Annotated in this window: 21 protein-coding genes; 6 read left to right on the plus strand and 15 right to left on the minus strand. The window is 59.6% G+C overall.

What is annotated here, in order from left to right:
• The first annotated feature begins 69 nt into the window (after positions 1–69).
• Positions 70–426 carry a helix-turn-helix transcriptional regulator gene (locus tag LWH94_RS03770; protein WP_022989295.1) on the plus strand — a complete coding sequence of 119 codons (357 nt, stop codon included), beginning with the start codon at positions 70–72 and terminating at the stop codon, positions 424–426.
• Here the strand turns inward: LWH94_RS03770 and fabB are convergent, their stop codons facing one another.
• Entirely contained in the window at positions 427–1,638 is a 1,212-nt protein-coding gene (fabB, locus tag LWH94_RS03775; RefSeq protein WP_232901293.1) for a beta-ketoacyl-ACP synthase I, read from the minus strand.
• Positions 1,639–1,649: 11 nt separating this feature from the next.
• Entirely contained in the window at positions 1,650–2,159 is a 510-nt protein-coding gene (gene fabA / locus LWH94_RS03780; RefSeq protein WP_022989297.1) for a bifunctional 3-hydroxydecanoyl-ACP dehydratase/trans-2-decenoyl-ACP isomerase, read from the minus strand.
• A gap of 217 nt (positions 2,160–2,376) precedes the next feature.
• On the opposite strand from fabA, the gene LWH94_RS03785 reads away from it, so the two are divergent.
• Complete coding sequence (locus LWH94_RS03785; RefSeq protein WP_232901294.1) at positions 2,377–2,892, plus strand: SRPBCC family protein; 516 nt, start codon at positions 2,377–2,379, stop codon at positions 2,890–2,892.
• Positions 2,893–2,897: 5 nt separating this feature from the next.
• Here LWH94_RS03785 and LWH94_RS03790 read toward each other — a convergent pair whose 3' ends face one another.
• Complete coding sequence (locus LWH94_RS03790) at positions 2,898–4,082, minus strand: NnrS family protein (protein ID WP_232901295.1); 1,185 nt, start codon at positions 4,080–4,082, stop codon at positions 2,898–2,900.
• A gap of 123 nt (positions 4,083–4,205) precedes the next feature.
• Here LWH94_RS03790 and LWH94_RS03795 point away from each other — a divergent pair, with 123 nt between their 5' ends.
• The gene (locus tag LWH94_RS03795) at positions 4,206–4,574 is read left to right on the plus strand and encodes a SirB2 family protein (protein ID WP_232901296.1); all 369 of its coding nucleotides are present in this window, start codon (positions 4,206–4,208) and stop codon (positions 4,572–4,574) included.
• Between the two features lies 1 nt (position 4,575).
• Here LWH94_RS03795 and LWH94_RS03800 read toward each other — a convergent pair whose 3' ends face one another.
• The 3 genes from LWH94_RS03800 to trhA form a co-directional block, all read right to left on the minus strand.
• Complete coding sequence (locus LWH94_RS03800; protein ID WP_232901297.1) at positions 4,576–5,397, minus strand: ion transporter; 822 nt, start codon at positions 5,395–5,397, stop codon at positions 4,576–4,578.
• Between the two features lie 137 nt (positions 5,398–5,534).
• Positions 5,535–6,668 (minus strand): NnrS family protein, encoded by a 1,134-nt coding sequence (locus LWH94_RS03805; RefSeq protein ID WP_232901298.1) that lies wholly within the window; start codon positions 6,666–6,668, stop codon positions 5,535–5,537.
• 67 nt (positions 6,669–6,735) lie between these two features.
• Complete coding sequence (gene trhA, locus LWH94_RS03810) at positions 6,736–7,413, minus strand: PAQR family membrane homeostasis protein TrhA (RefSeq protein ID WP_058341727.1); 678 nt, start codon at positions 7,411–7,413, stop codon at positions 6,736–6,738.
• Between the two features lie 190 nt (positions 7,414–7,603).
• Here trhA and wrbA point away from each other — a divergent pair, with 190 nt between their 5' ends.
• Positions 7,604–8,203 (plus strand): NAD(P)H:quinone oxidoreductase, encoded by a 600-nt coding sequence (wrbA, locus tag LWH94_RS03815; RefSeq protein ID WP_232901299.1) that lies wholly within the window; start codon positions 7,604–7,606, stop codon positions 8,201–8,203.
• A gap of 61 nt (positions 8,204–8,264) precedes the next feature.
• Here the strand turns inward: wrbA and LWH94_RS03820 are convergent, their stop codons facing one another.
• The 9 genes from LWH94_RS03820 to LWH94_RS03860 form a co-directional block, all read right to left on the minus strand.
• Entirely contained in the window at positions 8,265–8,978 is a 714-nt protein-coding gene (locus LWH94_RS03820; RefSeq protein ID WP_232901300.1) for a Crp/Fnr family transcriptional regulator, read from the minus strand.
• A 339-nt stretch (positions 8,979–9,317) separates the two neighbouring features.
• Positions 9,318–10,772, minus strand: coding sequence for a cytochrome D1 domain-containing protein (locus tag LWH94_RS03825; RefSeq protein ID WP_232901394.1), 1,455 nt, complete (start codon positions 10,770–10,772; stop codon positions 9,318–9,320).
• Between the two features lie 96 nt (positions 10,773–10,868).
• Positions 10,869–11,732 (minus strand): uroporphyrinogen-III C-methyltransferase, encoded by an 864-nt coding sequence (gene cobA / locus LWH94_RS03830; RefSeq protein ID WP_058341724.1) that lies wholly within the window; start codon positions 11,730–11,732, stop codon positions 10,869–10,871.
• 11 nt (positions 11,733–11,743) lie between these two features.
• On the minus strand, positions 11,744–12,943 hold the full coding sequence (gene nirJ / locus LWH94_RS03835) for a heme d1 biosynthesis radical SAM protein NirJ (RefSeq protein ID WP_232901301.1): 1,200 nt from the start codon (positions 12,941–12,943) through the stop codon (positions 11,744–11,746).
• 133 nt (positions 12,944–13,076) lie between these two features.
• Entirely contained in the window at positions 13,077–13,601 is a 525-nt protein-coding gene (gene ahbB / locus LWH94_RS03840) for a siroheme decarboxylase subunit beta (RefSeq protein WP_058341722.1), read from the minus strand.
• Complete coding sequence (locus LWH94_RS03845) at positions 13,576–14,076, minus strand: Lrp/AsnC family transcriptional regulator (protein WP_232901302.1); 501 nt, start codon at positions 14,074–14,076, stop codon at positions 13,576–13,578. The genes ahbB (LWH94_RS03840) and LWH94_RS03845 overlap by 26 nt, the downstream gene beginning before the upstream one ends.
• Entirely contained in the window at positions 14,060–14,605 is a 546-nt protein-coding gene (gene ahbB / locus LWH94_RS03850; protein WP_232901303.1) for a siroheme decarboxylase subunit beta, read from the minus strand. Before ahbB (LWH94_RS03850) ends, LWH94_RS03845 begins: the two co-directional genes overlap by 17 nt.
• Positions 14,602–15,066: an Lrp/AsnC family transcriptional regulator gene (locus tag LWH94_RS03855; protein ID WP_232901304.1), complete on the minus strand. Its 465-nt coding sequence runs from the start codon at positions 15,064–15,066 to the stop codon at positions 14,602–14,604. The genes ahbB (LWH94_RS03850) and LWH94_RS03855 overlap by 4 nt, the downstream gene beginning before the upstream one ends.
• A gap of 30 nt (positions 15,067–15,096) precedes the next feature.
• On the minus strand, positions 15,097–16,764 hold the full coding sequence (locus tag LWH94_RS03860) for a cytochrome D1 domain-containing protein (RefSeq protein ID WP_416225924.1): 1,668 nt from the start codon (positions 16,762–16,764) through the stop codon (positions 15,097–15,099).
• 281 nt (positions 16,765–17,045) lie between these two features.
• Between LWH94_RS03860 and LWH94_RS03865 the strand changes: the two genes are divergently transcribed.
• Together LWH94_RS03865 and LWH94_RS03870 are read left to right on the plus strand one after the other, a co-directional pair.
• On the plus strand, positions 17,046–17,414 hold the full coding sequence (locus LWH94_RS03865; RefSeq protein ID WP_094623693.1) for a c-type cytochrome: 369 nt from the start codon (positions 17,046–17,048) through the stop codon (positions 17,412–17,414).
• A 14-nt stretch (positions 17,415–17,428) separates the two neighbouring features.
• Entirely contained in the window at positions 17,429–18,631 is a 1,203-nt protein-coding gene (locus LWH94_RS03870; protein WP_232901305.1) for a cytochrome D1 domain-containing protein, read from the plus strand.
• The last annotated feature ends 1 nt before the right edge of the window (position 18,632 follow it).

Below are 18,632 nucleotides of genomic sequence, written 5' to 3' on the forward strand. Positions count from 1 at the left end.
TTCGGCTAACATGTGTACGCTGATGGAGTTTGCAGATTGGGCCAGCATGAAATGGCAGGAGGAACCAGCATGGCATCAGAGCCTGTAAGGCCTGAAAATTCAAAGCGTTCCCTGAGCATTCGGGTGAGTAAGCTGATCCGGGTTCAGTTGGAACGGGGAAAGGTAGGTGTGGAAACGGTGGCCGGGCAGTTGAATATGAGCCGCTACACCCTGCACAAAAAGTTACGCGAAGAGGGGCTGACGTTTGCAGCCTTGTTGGAGCAGGTACGCCGGGAGCAGGCGCTGACTTACATGAAGGATAAAACCAAGCCGCTGGTAGAAATCGCCGAACAGCTTGGTTTCTCGGAGCTGAGTGCATTCAGCCGGGCGTTCAAGCGCTGGATGGGCACTCCGCCGGCTGAATACCGCTCACTCAGGCTGTCCTGATCACACCTTCTTGAAGATCAGGGTGGCGTTGGTGCCGCCGAAGCCGAAGCTGTTGCTCATCACCAGGTCCATGTTCTGGTTGTTCATGCGTTCACGAACGATGGGGTAGCCTTCGGCACCTTCATCCAGGTTCTGGATGTTGGCAGACGGGGCAATAAAGCCTTCCCGTTGCATGATCAGGCTGTAGATTGCCTCATGCACGCCGGCGGCACCCAGGGCGTGGCCGCACAGGGGCTTGGTGGAACTCAGCGGTGGAATCTTGTCCCCGAAGGTTTCCTTCAGGGCTTTCAGCTCGGTTACGTCGCCAGCCGGGGTGCTGGTGCCGTGGGTGTTGATGTAGCTGATTTCGCCGTCGATGTTGGCCAGGGCCTGTTTCATGCAGCGAATGGCGCCTTCACCGCTCGGGGCAACCATGTCGGCGCCGTCAGAGGTGGCACCGAAGCCGACCAGTTCGCCCAGGATGGTGGCACCGCGGGCTTCCGCGTGTTCCAGTGATTCCAGTACCAGCGTGCCGCCACCACCGGAGATCACGAAACCGTCACGGTCTGCATCGTAGGTGCGCGAGGCCTGTTCCGGCGTGTCGTTGTACTTGGTGGACAGTGCGCCCATGGCATCGAACATCAGGCTCAGGGTCCAGTGGATGTCTTCGCCACCGCCAGCCAGCATCACATCCTGGCGGCCCAGGGCGATCTGGTCAGCCGCGTGGCCGATACAGTGGGCACTGGTCGCGCAGGCAGAGGTAATGCCGTAGTTGATGCCGGTAATACCGAACGCCGTGGTGATGGACGCGTTGATGGCGCTGCCCATGGTGCGGGGAACCCGGTAAGGGCCTACCCGGCGAATGCCTTTGTCGCGATGGGTGTCGATCGCATCCAGCAGTTCCACGGTGGACGCGCCACCGGTGCCGAATACGGCGCCCGTGGTGTTGGCACGCAGCTGCTCGTCGGTCAGGCCTGCCTGCTCGATGGCTTCTTTTGCTGCCAGGTAGCAGTAGCCTGCTGCCGGGCTCATAAAGCGCCAGATCTTACGGTCGATCAGCTCGGACAGGTTCAGGTCGATCTTGCCTGCTACGTGGCTGCGCAAGCCGTTGTCCCGGGCTTCCTCGCTGAAGGCAATGCCTGAGCGGGATTCACGAAGGGACTGGGCGACTTCTTTCTGGTTGTTGCCAAGGCTGGAGACAATCCCCATGCCGGTAATAACTACGCGACGCATCGTTCTAACTCCTAAAAGTCATCTGTAGAGGTGAACAGGCCAACCCGAAGGTCCTTGGCGGTATAGATTTCCCGCCCGTCCACTTCCATGCGGGCATCCGCAATGGCCATGGTCAGCTTGCGGCGGATGAGCCGCTTGATATCCAGGTAATAGGTTACCTTTTTGTTGTCAGGCAGAACCTGACCAAAGAATTTCACTTCGCCGGCACCCAGTGCCCGGCCCTTGCCTTCGCCACCGCTCCAGGCCAGGAAGAAACCGACCAGCTGCCACATGGCGTCGAGGCCCAGACAGCCCGGCATTACCGGGTCGCCTTCGAAGTGAACCTTGAAGAACCAGAGGTCCGGGTTGATGTCCAGTTCTGCCACCAGACTGCCCTTACCGTAAAGGCCGTCATCGGCGCCCACGTGGGTAATGCGGTCGACCATCAGCATTTCGTCGATGGGCAGGCGCATGGCGCCAGGGAATAATTCGCCATGGCCACAGCGGATCAGGTCTTCTTTGTCAAAGTGATCAGGGTACATGTTGCCAGTATCTCTATTGCAAAATGATGTACTGATACTTTAGCGCCTGATTCAGAAACGGCTATTGACCTTTAGTGGATGATTGCCGCAAACACCCCGTTTTTGTGCCTGAAACCCTGCCCCTGGCGTTGATGCTCATCAAGGTACCCGGGCGCGGGCCTTGCTACCGTGTCGGACTATTCAAATCTGTGCGTTTGGCGGTTCGGAAGGAGGTGTTATGTCCGCAGAACACGAGGTGATCAGTGGCTCCCTGGCATTGCAGGACGGGTGCGTTACCGCCCGGCTGGAGCGGGTAACGGAGCATTCGCCGGAGCTGGTCTGGAAGATGCTGACGGATTCGGTGCACCTGGCCAGCTGGCTGGCGCCGGGCACGCTGGACGCCCGCACCGGTGGCCGGGTTCAGCTGGATTTCGGTAACAGTGGCACGCCCATTGATTGTCGGATATCGGCCTGTGAGCCGCACCGCTTGCTGGCGTATTCCTGGAGTGCCGGGGAGGATCCGGAGCGGCCATTGCGGTGGGAACTGGCGCCGGAAGGCGATGGCACCCGGTTGTCGCTGACCCTGTTGCTACCAGACGATCACCTGGTGCCGGTTGCCTGTGCAGGCTGGGATGCCCACCTGGAAATGCTGATGGCAGCACTGGAGGGAATCAGTATTCACTTTCCTGCAGGCCGCTTCCGTGCCGCCCGCAGTTACTTCGAACAGTGCCTCAAGGAGAAACTGGCGGCCTGAGCCGCTCAGCCTTCCCGACCGTCTGCCCTGGGCCGTGCCAGTACCCCGGCATAGCGCACCAGGAACAGTCCGTAGGCGATCATCCATAACAGGGTGCTGGTGCCAATGCCCGGGTGCCACGGGATGATGCTCAATGCGGTGAGCACCCGGATAACCGCCGCCAGCTGAATGGCGACGAACGCCAGCACCATGCCCTTCGGAAGTTTCAACGGCCGGCCGGTATGGCCAAGGGAGACCCGGGCAATCACGCCCAGAATCAGGCAACCGACAGCACCTGCGCCTGCTGCGTGGCTCCAGGCGTTGGAGGGCCAGTCTGCAACCAGCGAGCCTGCCAGCAGCAACAGCGCGACCGGTACCCAGAGAATAGACAGGTGCAGGATCCACAGCAGCGGCTCGGAGCGCGCCAGCCAGCCTTTCCAGTTATACAGGCGAACCAGCATCAGCGCGGCGGCAACCACGGCGATTACGGCCGCCAGGGTTTTCCAGCCGGTTACCAGGGATGCCATCAGCAGGATCATCGAAAACAGGGCGGCCATATCCAGCCCCGGAATCATTTTTACCGCCTCGGCGTTGCCACCGCGCTGGCGCAGCCAGCCGGCAGTGAACGCCGGTGTGATGCGGCCGCCGATGATGCTGATCAGCGCCAGGGCCATAATCAGCGCGCCGTAGCTAAAGGACATATCCAGCCGGGTAAGGAAGCCGATCTGCATCAGCCACAGCAGGCCCAGAACGACCATAATCATGGCCTGGCGTTTCTGGCGCGCATGCCATACTCGCCATCCGGCATCGATCATCACCAGTGGCAGAAAAGCCAGGTTAACGCCCTGAACTATCCAGTCGGGCAGGTTTCCACCCAGGGCCAGCAGCAGGCGACCGGCCAGCCAGACGCCCCAGAGCAGCGCCAGGGGAAGGCCGTGGGTGCGTTCTGTTTGCGTCCATACACAGACGGCGGTCAGCAGAAAGCCGGCAATGGCCGCCGACAAAAACCCGAACAGCATTTCATGCTGGTGCCAGAACAGGGCAGGCATGGCCAGTGGCAACTGCAGAACGCCGGTTACTTCCAGAACCCAGACCGGTATGGCCACAAGGGTCAGTACCGTCATGGACAGGAAGAAAATCCGGAACGGATAGGAAAATAACTGGCTGACGCTGGCGGGTGCCTGGTCAGCGGAGGTGGGTATGGCCTGCATGGAGATCTCCCAAATACATATATTTCAGGTATATGTTAAATCTGCGTGCCTGTATTAACCATACCTGCTTGGGGGTAGTTTGCGTACAATGGCCGCAAATCTCTTGTAACCGAAGGAACTTCCATGTCGTACACGATCCTGAAGCACCTGCACATGACCACAGCCTACCTTACTATCACACTCTTTGCGCTGCGGTTGCTGCTGGATGCGGTAGGCCGGCCGGGCTGGCGCCAGACACCGCTGCGGTTCATTCCCCACATCAATGACACCATTTTGCTGGTGGCGGCGATTTCCCTGCTGTTTGTGGTGGGCTATGCCTCGGCCATGCCGGGCTGGCTGATTGCCAAGGTTGTTCTGCTGGTCGGCTACATCGTGGCCGGAGTGTTTGCACTGAAGGTCACTCTGGGCAAGCCCGCCCGGATTACCGCTGCGGTACTTGCCCTGATTATGGTCAGCGCCATCTTCCACCTGGCCATGGCCAAGCCGTTCTGAGTCAGCGTTTCTCGCTGACCTGCTTCGTCAGTTCCTTCAGCTGTTCCTGGACAGCCTGGAGCTGACGGGCAATTTCATCCCGTTCGTCGTGGGCTTTCTGGGCCTGCTTGGCATTTTGTTCCTCGCTCATCACCTCCAGAATCGCCCCAATCATCATGTTCAGGAATACAAAGGCCGTCAGGAAGATAAACGTCAGGTAGTAGATCCAGCTCATGGGATAGGCCTCCATGGTGGCGTACATCACGTCGGTCCAGTCCTCGAAGGTGGCGACCCGGAACAGGGTGAGCATCGAGATGGCCACATCGCCCCAGAGTTCTTCGTCCACACTGGCAAAGAACATTGAGCCCATGGCGGCATAGATGTAAAAGATGATGAACATCAGCAGGGCGATGTAGCCCATGCGCGGAATGGCTTTGAGCAGGGAATTGATCAGAAAGCGCAGTTCCGGCACTACGGACACCAGTCGCAGCACCCGGAAGACCCGCAGCAAACGGCCCAGAAGCACCGCCTCGGAGTTGTCCAGCGGGATCAGGCTGCCGATCACTACCAGGGTGTCGAACAGGTTCCAGCCGTCCATCAGGAACTGGCGCTTGACCGGGCAGGCGGCGAAGCGAAACAGGATTTCCACCAGGAAGAACAGCGTGATGGCGTTATCCAGAACGGTCAGGGTCTGTTCAATCAGCGGCGGGAGTTCGTAGGTTTTTGCGCCGATGGTCAGGGCCGAGAGAATGATGATGGCAATCACAACGCCCTGAAACACCTTGCTCGATTCAATGCGCTTCAGTTGATCAAAACTACTTGTGGGAGTTATGTCCACAGACATCGTTCAGGCTCCGGATTAGGTTGGCGCGGCAATTCTAATCACCCGGAGCAGCGGGTGGTAGCTCTGTGACGGCGGTTTAATCCATCAGCCGAACAATCAGCTGCCATTCTTCGGAGGGTTCGGTCTTTACCAGCCATTTAGCCATTGTTGGCCTTTCCTTTCTTGGTGAACGCGGAGTACAGGTGCAGTAGTTGAGCGAACAGGCCTAGATAGGCCAGGCTCCAGGCGCCGGCCGCCAGCCAGAGCAAGGCAGGCTCGCTGAAAGGCACAGGGCCTGCCAGGTACCGGCAGATACTGGCGAGTGCAGTAAGTACCGCAATAGCCAGAACCTGCCACGCTGGCGGGAAGCGCCGGCAGGCCCGCTGCCAGGCCAGGCGCAACATCACACTGCAAGACAGGGTGCCCAGTGCGCCAACGGCAATCACGTGCAACGCGGGCAACAGGGCGTGGCCGGTAACCAGGTGCACGCCGGTAACCGCCGCCCCGGCGGCCAGCCAGAGATAACCGATGGCCAGCACCAGCAGGTCCGGGCGGTCGGTACAGTGCCAGAGTTTCCAGCGGGCCACCCGAACGATAATCAGCAGGCTAGCGGCCAGTAACAGCAGGCCAGCCAGTTTTTCAGTAGCGGTAAACAGAATGCACACCATGGCGAGGGGCAGAATCGCCAGTAACCAGCCTTCAATTAACGGCTGAACCCGGGCTTCCAGCGGTATGCCTTTCTTCTCCAGGGTGCCGGCCACCGCCGGCGCGATGATGCGCCCGCCCATAAACGTCATCAGCAACAGCAAACCGATGATGGCGGTGTGCAGAAGAATACGGGTATCGGGGAAGGGAAGGCCTGCTCGCACCAGGAAGTAGACCAGGGCCATCAGGCAGAGCACCAGGATTAGTGGACCGGCAACCTTGTTGCGCCACTTCTTGGCGGCCTGGAAGCGGGGCACCACGTACCGTGCCAGCAACAGCGCAAAGGCCGGGCTTAACAGCTGGCTAAGCAGCCAGTCCGGTGCCAGCAGCCAGCTGACACGGGCCGCAAGCCAAAGCCCGAACAGGGGGCCGAGTATTCGCCAGGGCTGGGGGCCAAGGGTGTAGCCGGCAATCAATGCCAGGGCAAAGCCGAAAACCAGTTCGTGGCCATGGCCCGCGCCAATCAGCCCCGGCGGCCAGCCGGTGCCAGACAATACGGCGAACAGGGACAGGGGAACAACCAGGGCAGCCCATAAGGCGGCAGCGGGAAAGAACAGCCAGAATACGTGCAGGGGCTTGCCAGCCACGTTGAACAGACCTCGGTATGGGTTCCGGTTGGAAGGCCCCGCAGATTACCGGGGCCAGAACCGGAGTTTATACCGTGTAGGGCAGCACGCCAAAATAGATGGCGCTGAAATGGCAGGCGCTGCCGCCGATCACGAACAGGTGCCAGACCGCATGCATGTAGGGAATGCGATCCGCCAGGTAGAACGCCACGCCGGCGGTATACACAATGCCGCCGGCAATGGTCAGGTGCAGCGCGGTTTCGCTGAGGCTGGCGACCAGGTCAGACGAGGCAAAGGTAATCAGCCAGCCCATGGCAACGTAGATGCCCACCCGCGCCAGCTTGAAGCGGTTCTTGAAGATGACTTTCAGTACCACACCGGTCAGGGCCAGCGACCAGATCACAGCAAACAGCGTCCATCCGGTGGTGCCGCGCATATTCACCAGCAGGAACGGTGTGTAGGTGCCGGCGATCAGCAGGAAAATGGCACAGTGGTCCAGGGTCTTGAAAAGGGATTTTAACTCCGGCCGGCGAGCACCGTGGTACAGCGCAGAGGCCATGTACAGCAGGATCAGTGAGGCACCGAATACGCTGAAGCTGACAATCTTCCAGGTGTCTCCCATCTGGCTTGCACCGGCAATCAGGGCAATGGTTCCGATAACACTCAGAATGGCGCCAAGGCCGTGGGTTGCGCTGTTGATCCACTCTTCTACCCGCAGGTGAATAGATGGCAACGAATCGTCTGGGTGGTTCATGCTTGCTGTCATCCGCGCTGGCCTGTGTTCGCTAAAAGTATAATGCAGTTCAGCGTACATGTGTACGCAAGTGTTTGCCATGACCATCCTGTGACCATGTTCAGAAAAACTGAACGATCTGCCGGAAATCTTCCGTTTTCGTCTTTTGCGTCGGGCAGTTACGCTAGTACCAAGTTTGAAACAACCAAAGGGGATTGTTCCGATGGCAAAAGTTCTTGTTCTTTACTATTCCATGTACGGCCATATCGAAACCATGGCAAACACCATTGCCGAAGGCGCAAAGGGCGTTGAGGGTGCCGATGTAGTGGTCAAGCGAGTGCCGGAAACCATGGCCGACCAGGCGTTCCTGAGCGCTGGTGGCAAGGCCGAGCAAGATGCTCCGGTAGCCAGCCCGGCTGAACTGGTAGACTACGATGCCATCATCTTCGGCACGCCGACCCGCTTCGGCAACATGGCCGGCCAGATGCGCACCTTCCTCGACCAGACCGGTGGCCTGTGGGCTGAGGGCAAGCTGCACGGGAAAGTGGGTAGCGTGTTCACTTCAACCGGAACAGGCGCCGGTCAGGAGCAGACCATTACCTCATTCTGGACCACCCTGGCCCACCACGGCATGGTGCTGGTACCTCTGGGCTATGGAATTCCGGAGTTCTTTGATATCTCTGAAGTGAATGGCGGCACGCCTTACGGCGCCTCGACCATCGCCGGCGGTGACGGTTCCCGCCAGCCCAGTGAGAAAGAATTGGCCATTGCCCGCTTCCAGGGCAAGCATGTTGCAGAACTGGCAGTGAAGCTGCACGGCTGATTTCGAAGTAGCAAGCGTTGACTCAGGTTTGGGCGGCGGGCTGAAAAGTCCACCGCCTTTTTTATGTCCGCCTGCCGGCTTTCGTACTGGCAGCCTTTAACCTGGAATAAGTGGCGGGCACCACACCCAGCCAGGAGGCCAGCTGATTGTCCGGCACCCGTTTGACCAGTTCCGGGTACTCATCGAGCAGCAATTGGTAGCGCTCCTTGGCCGGCATGGTGTGTTTGCGGTATTCCCGCATGCTGGTCAGCTCCGCAATCTCCTCGGTCAGCACCAGTGCGAACTTATGCCAGAGCCCGTCGCCATGGTTCTGGATTGCCGAACGGAAAGCGCTGAAATCCGCCACCCAGACTGTGGCCGGCAGCACGCTGGTCAGGCACAGGGTATTACGCACCGTTCTGCTGCGCCCGAATACCGGCCAGATCAGATCGCCTTCGGTAAAGAAGTGATGAATCGCGACCTTGCCGGCAGATGATTCCCGGAACAGGCGCAAAACGCCGTACTGGATCAGATACACGTTAGCCCAGGGCCGGTCGTGTTTTTCCAGGGGTGTTTCTGCGTCTATCCTGCGTTGATGGAACAGGCGGGCGATATCGCTCAGAAACCGTGCTTCCGGGCTGTTTTGCTTTTCGTTCAGGCAAATGCCAAAGGCGCGGCTCAGGCCGTTCAGCAGGGCAACTTCGGCGGGTGCCGCGTCGTGGTGAATAATGTCCGGGTGGTCTTCACCCAGCAGGCAGGGTGCGGATGCCATCGGTGGTCGGAAACTGCTGTTCATAACAAACCTTCGCTGCATTGGCGTAGGTCAATTATGCTACCAAAAAAACAAACATCTGAAATGACTTAAATGATTAAAGATATTTGACTTAGTCGATAACGATTACTCGGTGCCGGAGGGCGGCTTGTGGGGAAGGCCACTTGTGCGGGACCTCCTCCCAAAACACGCTCCTGCGGCACATCCATGTGGCGCTTGGGCTTCGCCATCCCTGGCTCCGCACAGTTTTGGGAGGAGGTCCCGCACAAGCGGCCCAGAGCAGCGCAGTGGCCTTCCAGGCTCGCCATCATCAGCTCATACGGCCGTTCTGGATATGTGAAGGGGCTATTTCTTCAGAACCTGTCAGTGGCTGGTGCCTTCCTCGTAGTTGATCTTGTTCCAGACATTGTACTTGCCGGAGGGTTTCTTCATCGGAATGCGTTTTTCTTCTTCCAGCGTATCCGCGTCGTAAACAATGATGGCACCGTCGTCGTCCCAGATGCTCAGCAGCAGCTTCTCGCCATGGCGGTCAAACTCCACATGGGCGGCTACCTTACCCGGCTCAGGCTGCAGGGTCTTGACGATCTCCAGGGTCTGCTTATCGATAATGTGCACCTTGTCGGCGTTGGGGCCGAAAAACACATCTGCCCAGGCATAGCGGGAATTCTCGTGGCTGCGCATGAAGAACCCCGGGCCCTCGGTTTCCAGGGTCTTGATCACTTCCCAGGTATCCATGTCGATGATGGAAATGGCGCCGGCCCGGAAGTGCGGGGTAGCCATCACCCGGCGGCCTTCGTATTCCCAGGTAATACCGGAGCCCAGATGGGGCATGCCGGGTAGCGGCAGTTCCGCGGTGGTTTTGCCGGTGTCCAGATCGATCACCACGCCATGCTTGCCGTCGCGGGCGGCGCCGATCAGGTGCTGGTAACCGGGGTCGAAGAAGAAGTCGTCCAGCAGGGTGTCGGTGGTCATCCGGCGCAGTTTTGCTTTCTGATTCTCGACGGTGATTTCCCAGGCTTCGGGGATGTCTTTCAATGCCGCGATGAAGCTGCTTCTGGGTGGTGCGGTATACACGGCGCTCACCCGGGAGCTTTCGCCGGCATCGTTCTCAACCGGGATGAAATCAAGCATTTCCAGGTTGGCGGCGTCGAACAGCACCATGGAGTGGGGCAGGTAGTTGGCGGCCAGCACGTAGTTGCCATCGGCGGATACGGCAATGTTACGCATGTTGATGCCGGCGCGAACCTCAGCCACCACTTTCAGGTTGTAGATGTCGTACTTGGTAATCCAGCCATCCCGGGAGCCAAAGTAAACGTAGCGGCCGTCCGGGCTGTATTTGGGGCCGCCGTGCAGGGCAAAGCGGCTGGGGAACCGGTGGATGGGCTCCATCTTGTCGCCATCCAGCAGGGTGATGTGGTGGTCGCCGATTTCTACCACCAGGAACAGGTTCATCATGTCCGCTTCGAACGCCGGTTCATCCGGCAGGGAGCCGGCAGCATGGCTGACTTCCTGGCTGTTGCGGATTTCGGCCTCGCCCCACTTCAGCTCGTGGCTCGGAGGCTGATAGATGAAGTCGGTCAGGGCGGCGATCTGCTGGTCGTTCAGGATGTCTTTGTAGCCCGCCATCTGGGTGGCTGGGCGGCCTTCGCGGATGACCTTTTCGGCCTCGGCCTTTTTCAGTCGCCCGAGGTTTTCCGGCAGCAGGGCGGGGCCCATGCCGCCAAGGCGGTCGGGGCCGTGGCAGGCGGCGCATTGCTGCAGGTACAGGGTGTTTGTTCCGGTTTCGCCGGATTCACTGGCCAGCAAAGGGGTGGCCATCACGCTGCTGGCCAGTAACAGGGTGGAGATAATCTTTGTTCGGGCTTGGGTCAGGTTCACCTGCAACAGCTCCCGGTTGGTCAGTCAGGTTTCGGTTCAGGCCGGCCGGCGGCCAGCGGTGGCAGCAGCCGGGCCGGACAAGGCACTGTTCCAGCCAGCTTGCGCCGGGCGGGCCAGGGTGTCGGCCAGTTGCACCACTTCACCCACAATGATCAGTGTGGGCGGCTGGAAATCTTCCCGTTCAATGGTGTCGACCAGGTCTTTCAGGGTGGTGACAGTCATGTGCTGCAGCGGTGTGGTACCGCGCTCTACCAGTGCCACCGGGCAATTCTCGGACAGGCCATGGGCGGTCAGCTGCTCGACGATGGTCGGGGCGTTGTGCAGGCCCATGTAGAACACACGGGTTTGACCTGGCGCGGCCAGCACCTGCCAGTTCAGCTCCAGGGCCTGGTCGCCCTTGCGGTGGCCGGTTACGAAGGTCACGCTCTGGGCGTAGTCCCGGTGCGTCAGGGGGATGCCGCAGTAGGCAGAGCAACCGGCGGCGGAGGTAATCCCCGGCACCACCTGGAAGTCGATGTCGTTCTCTACCAGGAATTCGGCTTCTTCACCACCACGGCCGAAGATGTACGGGTCGCCGCCTTTCAGGCGCACAACCCGGCGTTGTTGTACGGCCAGTTTCACCAGCAGTTCGTTGGTCTCATCCTGGGGCACATAGTGGCAACCGCTGGCCTTGCCCACGTGAATGCGCTCGGCCCTGGGGTTCACCAGTTCCATAATCTGTGGCGATACCAGGCGGTCGTAGACAATGGCATCGGCCTGCTGGATCAGCATCAGGGCCCGTAGGGTCAGCAGGCCCGGGTCGCCGGGGCCTGCGCCCACGATGGCCACTTCGCCCGGCCGTAAGGGTTGCTCCGCCAGCTGGAACTCCACCAGGCACTTCTTGCTTTGGTTAGTTGTCATGGCGTGCGTCCTTACAGGTTGTTGACCGGGATTTCGATAGCGGCGGCGGCCACTCTGCGCGGTGTGCTTTCCACCACGCCGATTTCCTCGTTGGTGAGGTAGCAGCCGGGGTCTTCTTCCCAGAAGTCGCCAGACACGTTGTAGGCCCGCACCCGGGTGTTGCCGTTACAGATGTTCAGGTATTTGCAGTCCGCGCAGCGGCCTTTCACCGGGCGCGGATGCTGGCGGAAGCCCTGCATCAGCGGGTCGGTGGTTTCAGACCATATCTTCGAGAACGGGGTCTGCCGCACGTTGCCCAGGTTGTGATCCCACCAGAAGGTGTCCGGGTGCACCACGCCCAGGTTGTCGATGTTGGAAATGTTCACACCGGAGGAGTTACCGCCCCAGTTGGTCAGCCGCTGGGTGAGGGCATCTACCTGGTCCGGGTAGTGTTCCTTGGCCCACTCGATCAGGAAGGGGCCGTCGGCGTCGTTGTTACCGGTGACGTATTCCCGCTCGATGCCGCGCTTGAGTTCGTCGTGGCAGTGGTTGAACAGCAGGTTCATGGCGTCGCGGGTCATGTCGTACCAGGCGTCGCGCTTCTTGTTGCGGCCGCCGCGGCCGGAGTAGTTCAGGTGCGACAGGTAGAACTTGTCGATCTGGTGCTCGTCCAGCATCTCCAGCATGGCCGGCAGTTCCGGGTAGTTGTCCTGGGTCAGGGTGAAGCGCAGGCCCACCTTGATGCCGGCCTGTTTGCACAGGGCCACGGCGTGCATGGATTCCCGGAAGGCGCCTTTTTTCTGGCGGAATTCGTCGTGGGTGGCCTCCAGGCCGTCAATGCTGATACCCACGTAGTCGTAGCCAACCGCGGCAATCTTGTCGATGTTTTCTTCGGTGATCAGGGTGCCGTTGGTAGACAGGCCAACGTAAAAGCCCATTTCCTTGGCCCGGTGGGAAATCTCGTAAATGTCCGGGCGCATCAGCGGCTCACCGCCAGACAGGATCAGTACCGGCACGCCGTAGGCTTTGAGGTCGTCCATCACGGTGTAGACTTCTTCAGTGCTCAGCTCGCCCTTGAAGTCGATATCGGCAGAGATCGAGTAGCAGTGTTTGCAGGTCAGGTTACAGCGGCGGATGAGGTTCCAGATCACCACCGGGCCACTGGGCTTGGGCACCGGGCGGACGGGTGTCGGGTTCATCAGGGTTTTGATGTAGCGGGTCATGCGAAACATAAAATTCTCTCTCTCATCGGGAGTGGCCTGGTTGCCTCTCCGGGCTGGCCTTTACCGGCTCTCTGCCCTTGTACTATCCCCCCGTGGGCGCTGGGTATCCATACCTTTCATGGAGTACTTCGAGGGGTAGTCCCTATGGCTTATCTGCCTGTTTTCTCAGCCGCAATCCGGTTTTTTTGAGGATGGCAGAGCTGTACAGGATAGTGTGGCCGGAGCAGGTGTCGCCCAGCAGTTCACGAATCTGTGCGGCCTTGTGCTCCACCTCTTCACGACTGGTGCCGTGCACCATGGCAAACAGGTTGAAGCTCCAATAGGGCAGGTGCCGGGGGCGACGGTAGCAGTGGCTGACGAACGGCAGGTCACCAACTTGCTGGCCCATGGTGCTGATGGCGTCGTCAGAGACATCCCACACGGTCATGCCGTTGTAGCGATAGCCCAGCTTATAGTGGTCGGGTACGGCAGCCACGCGGCGGATAACGCCGGTTTCCTGCATGTGTTGAAAGCGGGACAGCACTTCGTCTGCCGGCATGCCGAGCTGACGACCCAGTTCGCCCCAGGGATCGGATACCAGTGGCAGGCCTTCCTGGGTAGCGAGGATCAGTTCCCGGTCCTGGTCGGTGAGCCGGGCCTGCTCAGACTTCAAAGTGGAGGTTGACATGAAACTCCTGCTCCTTGGGCATGTTGTATACCGGGTAGCCGGTCAGCGCTTCAATGCGCCCGATGGTTTCGGCAATGCCTTCCGGGGTTTCTGTGGCCAGGACAAACCACATGTTCAGTTCGTGTTCCCGGCGGTAATTGTGGGCCACCTCTGCAAAGCTGTTTACCTGTTCGGTTACCCGGTCAAAGTCCTGCTCGGGAATGCGCATGGCGGCCAGGGTCAGGCCGCCTCCCATTTCACCGGCGTGGAACATTGGGCCGAAACGGGTCAGGGTGCGATTGGCAAGCAGGGCTTGCAGGGTATCCAGCAAGGTCTGCTCACTGATGCCCAGTTCTTCGGCAACGTCCCGGTACGGGTTCGGGGTCAGCGGCAGGCCGTATTGCAGGCGGTTGATGATGGCTTTTTCAGTATCGGTAAAGGCAGGGGCTACGTCTGGTGACTCCCGGCGGGCAGCAGGCTCAGCTGTTACTGACATAGCGTCCTCCCCGTTGAAGATAGGCTTTGTTGCTGAACAGAACTGCGTGGGGAATCTGTTCAAGGTGGTGGCTGGCAATCATCTGGTCCAGCTGGCCCAGTACCCGCTCCCGGTTAACGCCGTGAATCATGCAGAACAGGTTGTAGGGCCAGTCGGGCAGTCTGCGGGGGCGCTGGTAGCACAGGGTTACAAAGGGTACGGCAGCCAGTGCGCGGCCAAGTTCACTCACCTGCTCGTCGGGCACATCCCACACCACCATGGCGTTGGCCCTGTAACCCAGGGTGCGGTGCTTCACGATCAGGCCGGAACGCTTGATCAGGCCCTGATCCTGCCAGTGGCGGACGGCGTCCATAACCTGTTGCTCGGTCAGGCCGGTTTGTTCGGCCAGCGCCAGGTACGGGCGGGGTGTTAAGGGCAGGCCTTCTTCCAGTTTCTGGCGGAGCCTCAGCAGGCCCCAGGCACTGAAGGCCTCGGTATCAAACAGATAGCTGCCGTTGTGGCGGTCCGAGTGTGGCGCTGGGTGGTTCATGGTAGTGCGTCCCAGTCGATGTCGAAGCCCAGGTCAATATGGTAACCCTCAACCATGGGCAGCCGGAGTATGGGCAACTTCAGTTGATGTTCCAGCTCGTCCAGCCGCTCATCCAGGGTGTCTTCATCCGGGGCGGTCATCACGAACCAGAGATTGTATAGGTGCTCCCGCGCGTAATTATGGTTTACGCCGGGAGCGCTGTTGATCCGTGCGGCCACCAGGTCGATCTGCTCGACCGGCGCCGCCACGGCAGCCAGCAGGCTTGCGCCCGCCTGGCTGTGTTCAAACACCGGGCCAACCCGGCTGAGTACCTGTTGTTGCTGGAGCACCGCCAGCCGGCTGATCACTTCGTCCTCGGAAATGCCCAGTGTGTCGGCCATCTCGCGGTAAGGGCGCTCACATATCGGCAGGTTGCGCTGGTAGTGGTTGATCAGTTGTTGGTCGACGGTGTCCAGTCTCATCAGGTTATCTCCTCCGGGCCAGGGGCCGGATCAGTACACGTCGTGCTGGGTGTTGTAAGTGTTGAACTTACCGGTCGGGGTAACCATGTAGTCGCCCTTGATGACCTTCTTCAGCTCACGTGTCTTGTCGTCAACCACAACAATGGCGGAATTCTTGTCTGAAGTGTTCCACACAGAGAACCAGACTTCGTCACCCGCTTTGTTGTATTCCGGCTGGACCACACGCTTGGGGCCTTCGCCCAGGTCAGCCCACTCGGCAATCGGCAGCACTTCGTAGCCGGCATCAAAGTTGTTGATGTCGAAGACGGCAATGCTCTGGCTCACAGCTTCAGCCGGGTTCAGGGCGGTGTCTACCCACAGGTTGGTGGACTTCGGATGGGTCTTCACGAACAGTGAACCGCCACCCTGGCCATCAACCGTGCGAACCACTTTCCAGGCCTTGTCCGGATGACCTTCCGGGTCGGTACCGATCATCTGGATGGTTTGGTCACCCAGGTGAGAGGTTGCCCAGACCGGACCATGCTCGGGGTCAACAAAGTTGGCGCCACGACCTGGGTGCGGGATCTTGCCTACGTCGACCAGGGCTTCCAGATTACGGTCCTGGGCGTCAACAACGGCAATCTTGTTGGAGTTGTTGGCGGCGGTCAGGAAGTAACGCATGCTGGCATCCCAGCCACCATCGTGCAGGTACTCAGCCGCATCGATGGTGGTGATGTTCATGTTGTCCAGGTCTTCGTAGTTGGCCAGCAGGATCTTGCCGGTCTCTTTGACGTTGACGATGAACTCCGGATGCGCGTGGGACGCCACAATGGCGGCAACACGCGGCTCAGGATGGTATTCCTGGTTGCTCACGGTCATGCCACGGGTGCTCACGATTTTCTTCGGCTCCAGGGTGTCGCCGTCCATGATCACGAACTGGGGCGGCCAGTAGGTGCCGGCAATGGCGTACTTGTCTTCCCAGCCTTTGTACTTGGAGGTCTCGACAGAACGCGCTTCCATACCAACCTTGATCTTGGCTACGGTTTGCGGCTCTTCCATCCACAGGTCGATCATGTTGATCAGGGCGTCACGGCCGATAACCATCACGTAACGGCCAGAGGCAGACATCCGGGAGATGTGCACCGCGTAGCCGGTTTCGATGATCTTCACGACTTCCTTGGAATCGCCGTCAATCAGGGCAATCTTACCGGCGTCACGCAGGGTAACGCTGAAGATGTTTTCCAGGTCCAGGTCGTTCATCTGTTTCTTCGGACGATCTTCCGGAGCAACAAGCACTTCCCAGGTGTTCTTCATGTCAGCCAGGCTGAACTCGGGAGGCTGTGGCGGCTCGTGCATGATGTACTTGGCCATCAGTTCCACGGTTTCTTCGTCGAAGTCACCAGAGGTCAGCCAGTTCGGCATACCGGCCGGGGAGCCGTAGCTGATAAAGGCCTTCAGGTAGTCGATGCCACGTTCCTGGGTAATATCCGGGGTCAGCGGCTTGCCGGTGGCGCCTTTACGCAGTACACCGTGACAGCCGGCGCAGCGCTGGAAGTAGATTTCCTTGGCCTGTTCGAACTCGGCGTCGGTCAGGTCAGGGGCACCGGGGGTGCGGACGACTCGTGCGGAACCGGCATCAACGGCACTGGGGGTGCCTTCGTATGCCATGGTTGCGTCATCGCCATTCTTGGGGGCAGCCTGCGCAGTCATCACGCCCATGGACGTAATGGCCACCGCGAAGGCCAGTGGCTTGATCATCATATCGGTTACTCTCATCAGGTTCTCTCCTTGGGATTCAAGAGTACGTCCTAGGGTTCTCTTGTTGGGCTTCTCAGACATTGATTTATGTCACATAAATACAGGTAATCAAGAGAGTACCTCCCCATGGGTAGATGGCGTATAACCAAAGATCACTGGATACCGCAGGAGAACTTAATCAATATCAATGCCATGGAAATATTGGAATTGCAGCATGTGCTGAAGCTTCCCGGAGACCCGCAATGAAAACGACCGGTCAGGCCTGCTCCTGGCACTCATTGGTACTGGCGACGGCGCTGGCGATCACCTCCGTTCAGGCCCTGGCCGGCGCGCCCGAAAGCGAGGCCGAGCTGAAGAACTTCGTCATCCAGGATTGTGGCTCCTGCCACGGCCTGAAACTCAAAGGCGGGTTGGGACCACCCCTGCGGCCAGCAGACATTGAAGCCCTGCCGGAAGCTGCGATTTCCGCCATCATCCGGGAAGGCGTGCCGGGCACGGCCATGCCACCCTGGAAAGCCTTGCTGACCGACCAGCAAATTGCCTGGATCAGCCAGCAGCTCAAATCCGGTGCCTTGATTGCTCCCGAATCCGATTCCCCCCGAAGCCGATAACTGAAGGACCCACGATGAAACGTCTGTTTGCACCGATTGCACTGACCATCGCCGCTACCCTGACTGCCGGCTGCCAGAGCTTGTCTGCGCCGGAGCCGGTTGAACTGCGTGGCACGGGTGACCTGGGCCTGATCATCGAACGGGCAACCGGCTCGGTATTGGTGGTTGACCACTCCGAACATGAAATCCTGGGCCGGGTAGAAGGTCTGGGCGATTTGTCCCACGCCTCCGTGGTGTACTCTCGAGATGCCCGCTACGGCTATGTGTTTGGCCGTGACGGTGGGCTCACCAAGGTTGACCTGCTCACCCGCACGGTGACCGATCGCGTTATTCAGTCCGGCAACAGCATTGGCGGAGCCATCTCCCAGGATGGCCGTTATGTGGCGGTGTCCAACTACGAGCCCGGCGGGGTAAATATTTTCGACAGTGAAACCCTGGACACCGTGGTGGAAATTCCAGCGTTCTACACCACTGCGCAGGGCGAGCAGGATCAGTCCAAGACCGTGGGCCTGGTAGACGCCCCGGGCAACCAGTTTGTCTTCAGCCTGTTCGAGGCCGGTGAAATCTGGACCGTGGATATGCACAGCAATCCGCCGGGTGTGACCCGCCATGAGGCCGGCAAAGAACCCTACGATGCCCTGATCACACCCGACGGCCGCTTCTATATAGCCGGCCTGTTCGGGGAAGACGGCTTGTCGATGATGGATCTGTGGGAGCCGGAGCAGGGCGCGCAGACTATCCTGCCGGATTACGGCAAGGGCGAGCAGCGCTTGCCGGTGTACAAGATGCCGCACCTGGAAGGCTGGGCCATCGCCGATGGCTACGCGTTCGTGCCGGCAGTCGGTCGCCACGAGGTACTGGTCGCCGATATGGAAGACTGGAGCATGGTGCAGCGCATTCCGGTACAGGGCCAGCCGGTGTTTGTCATGGCCAGCCCGGACAACCGCCAGATCTGGGTCAGCTTTGCGCACCCGAAGAACGACGTGGTTCAGGTGATTGATTCCCGCACCCGGGAAATCATCCGTACCCTGGAGCCGGGCAAGTCCGTGTTGCACATGGAATTCACCCCTCGCGGTGAGGAAGTGTGGGTATCTTCCCGGGACAGTGACCGGGTGACCATCTACAACACCCGCACACTGGAAGAAGTCGCTACCCTGCCGGCGCAAAAGCCGTCGGGCATCTTCTTCACCAACCGGGCACATCAGCTGGGCTTGTGAG

Source organism: Marinobacter sp. G11, assembly GCF_021282325.1.
GTDB classification, from domain to species: Bacteria; Pseudomonadota; Gammaproteobacteria; order Pseudomonadales; family Oleiphilaceae; genus Marinobacter; species Marinobacter vinifirmus.

What these genes read in the sequence shown, in the direction of transcription:
- LWH94_RS03770 (WP_022989295.1), top strand. Translation starts at nt 70, where the DNA reads ATGGCATCAGAGCCTGTAAGGCCTGAAAATTCAAAGCGTTCCCTGAGC.
- fabB (WP_232901293.1), bottom strand. Translation starts at nt 1,638, where the DNA reads ATGCGTCGCGTAGTTATTACCGGCATGGGGATTGTCTCCAGCCTTGGC.
- fabA (WP_022989297.1), bottom strand. Translation starts at nt 2,159, where the DNA reads ATGTACCCTGATCACTTTGACAAAGAAGACCTGATCCGCTGTGGCCAT.
- LWH94_RS03785 (WP_232901294.1), top strand. Translation starts at nt 2,377, where the DNA reads ATGTCCGCAGAACACGAGGTGATCAGTGGCTCCCTGGCATTGCAGGAC.
- LWH94_RS03790 (WP_232901295.1), bottom strand. Translation starts at nt 4,082, where the DNA reads ATGCAGGCCATACCCACCTCCGCTGACCAGGCACCCGCCAGCGTCAGC.
- LWH94_RS03795 (WP_232901296.1), top strand. Translation starts at nt 4,206, where the DNA reads ATGTCGTACACGATCCTGAAGCACCTGCACATGACCACAGCCTACCTT.
- LWH94_RS03800 (WP_232901297.1), bottom strand. Translation starts at nt 5,397, where the DNA reads ATGTCTGTGGACATAACTCCCACAAGTAGTTTTGATCAACTGAAGCGC.
- trhA (WP_058341727.1), bottom strand. Translation starts at nt 7,413, where the DNA reads ATGACAGCAAGCATGAACCACCCAGACGATTCGTTGCCATCTATTCAC.
- wrbA (WP_232901299.1), top strand. Translation starts at nt 7,604, where the DNA reads ATGGCAAAAGTTCTTGTTCTTTACTATTCCATGTACGGCCATATCGAA.
- LWH94_RS03820 (WP_232901300.1), bottom strand. Translation starts at nt 8,978, where the DNA reads ATGAACAGCAGTTTCCGACCACCGATGGCATCCGCACCCTGCCTGCTG.
- LWH94_RS03825 (WP_232901394.1), bottom strand. Translation starts at nt 10,772, where the DNA reads ATGGCCACCCCTTTGCTGGCCAGTGAATCCGGCGAAACCGGAACAAAC.
- cobA (WP_058341724.1), bottom strand. Translation starts at nt 11,732, where the DNA reads ATGACAACTAACCAAAGCAAGAAGTGCCTGGTGGAGTTCCAGCTGGCG.
- nirJ (WP_232901301.1), bottom strand. Translation starts at nt 12,943, where the DNA reads ATGTTTCGCATGACCCGCTACATCAAAACCCTGATGAACCCGACACCC.
- ahbB (WP_058341722.1), bottom strand. Translation starts at nt 13,601, where the DNA reads ATGTCAACCTCCACTTTGAAGTCTGAGCAGGCCCGGCTCACCGACCAG.
- LWH94_RS03845 (WP_232901302.1), bottom strand. Translation starts at nt 14,076, where the DNA reads ATGTCAGTAACAGCTGAGCCTGCTGCCCGCCGGGAGTCACCAGACGTA.
- ahbB (WP_232901303.1), bottom strand. Translation starts at nt 14,605, where the DNA reads ATGAACCACCCAGCGCCACACTCGGACCGCCACAACGGCAGCTATCTG.
- LWH94_RS03855 (WP_232901304.1), bottom strand. Translation starts at nt 15,066, where the DNA reads ATGAGACTGGACACCGTCGACCAACAACTGATCAACCACTACCAGCGC.
- LWH94_RS03860 (WP_416225924.1), bottom strand. Translation starts at nt 16,764, where the DNA reads ATGGGCGTGATGACTGCGCAGGCTGCCCCCAAGAATGGCGATGACGCA.
- LWH94_RS03865 (WP_094623693.1), top strand. Translation starts at nt 17,046, where the DNA reads ATGAAAACGACCGGTCAGGCCTGCTCCTGGCACTCATTGGTACTGGCG.
- LWH94_RS03870 (WP_232901305.1), top strand. Translation starts at nt 17,429, where the DNA reads ATGAAACGTCTGTTTGCACCGATTGCACTGACCATCGCCGCTACCCTG.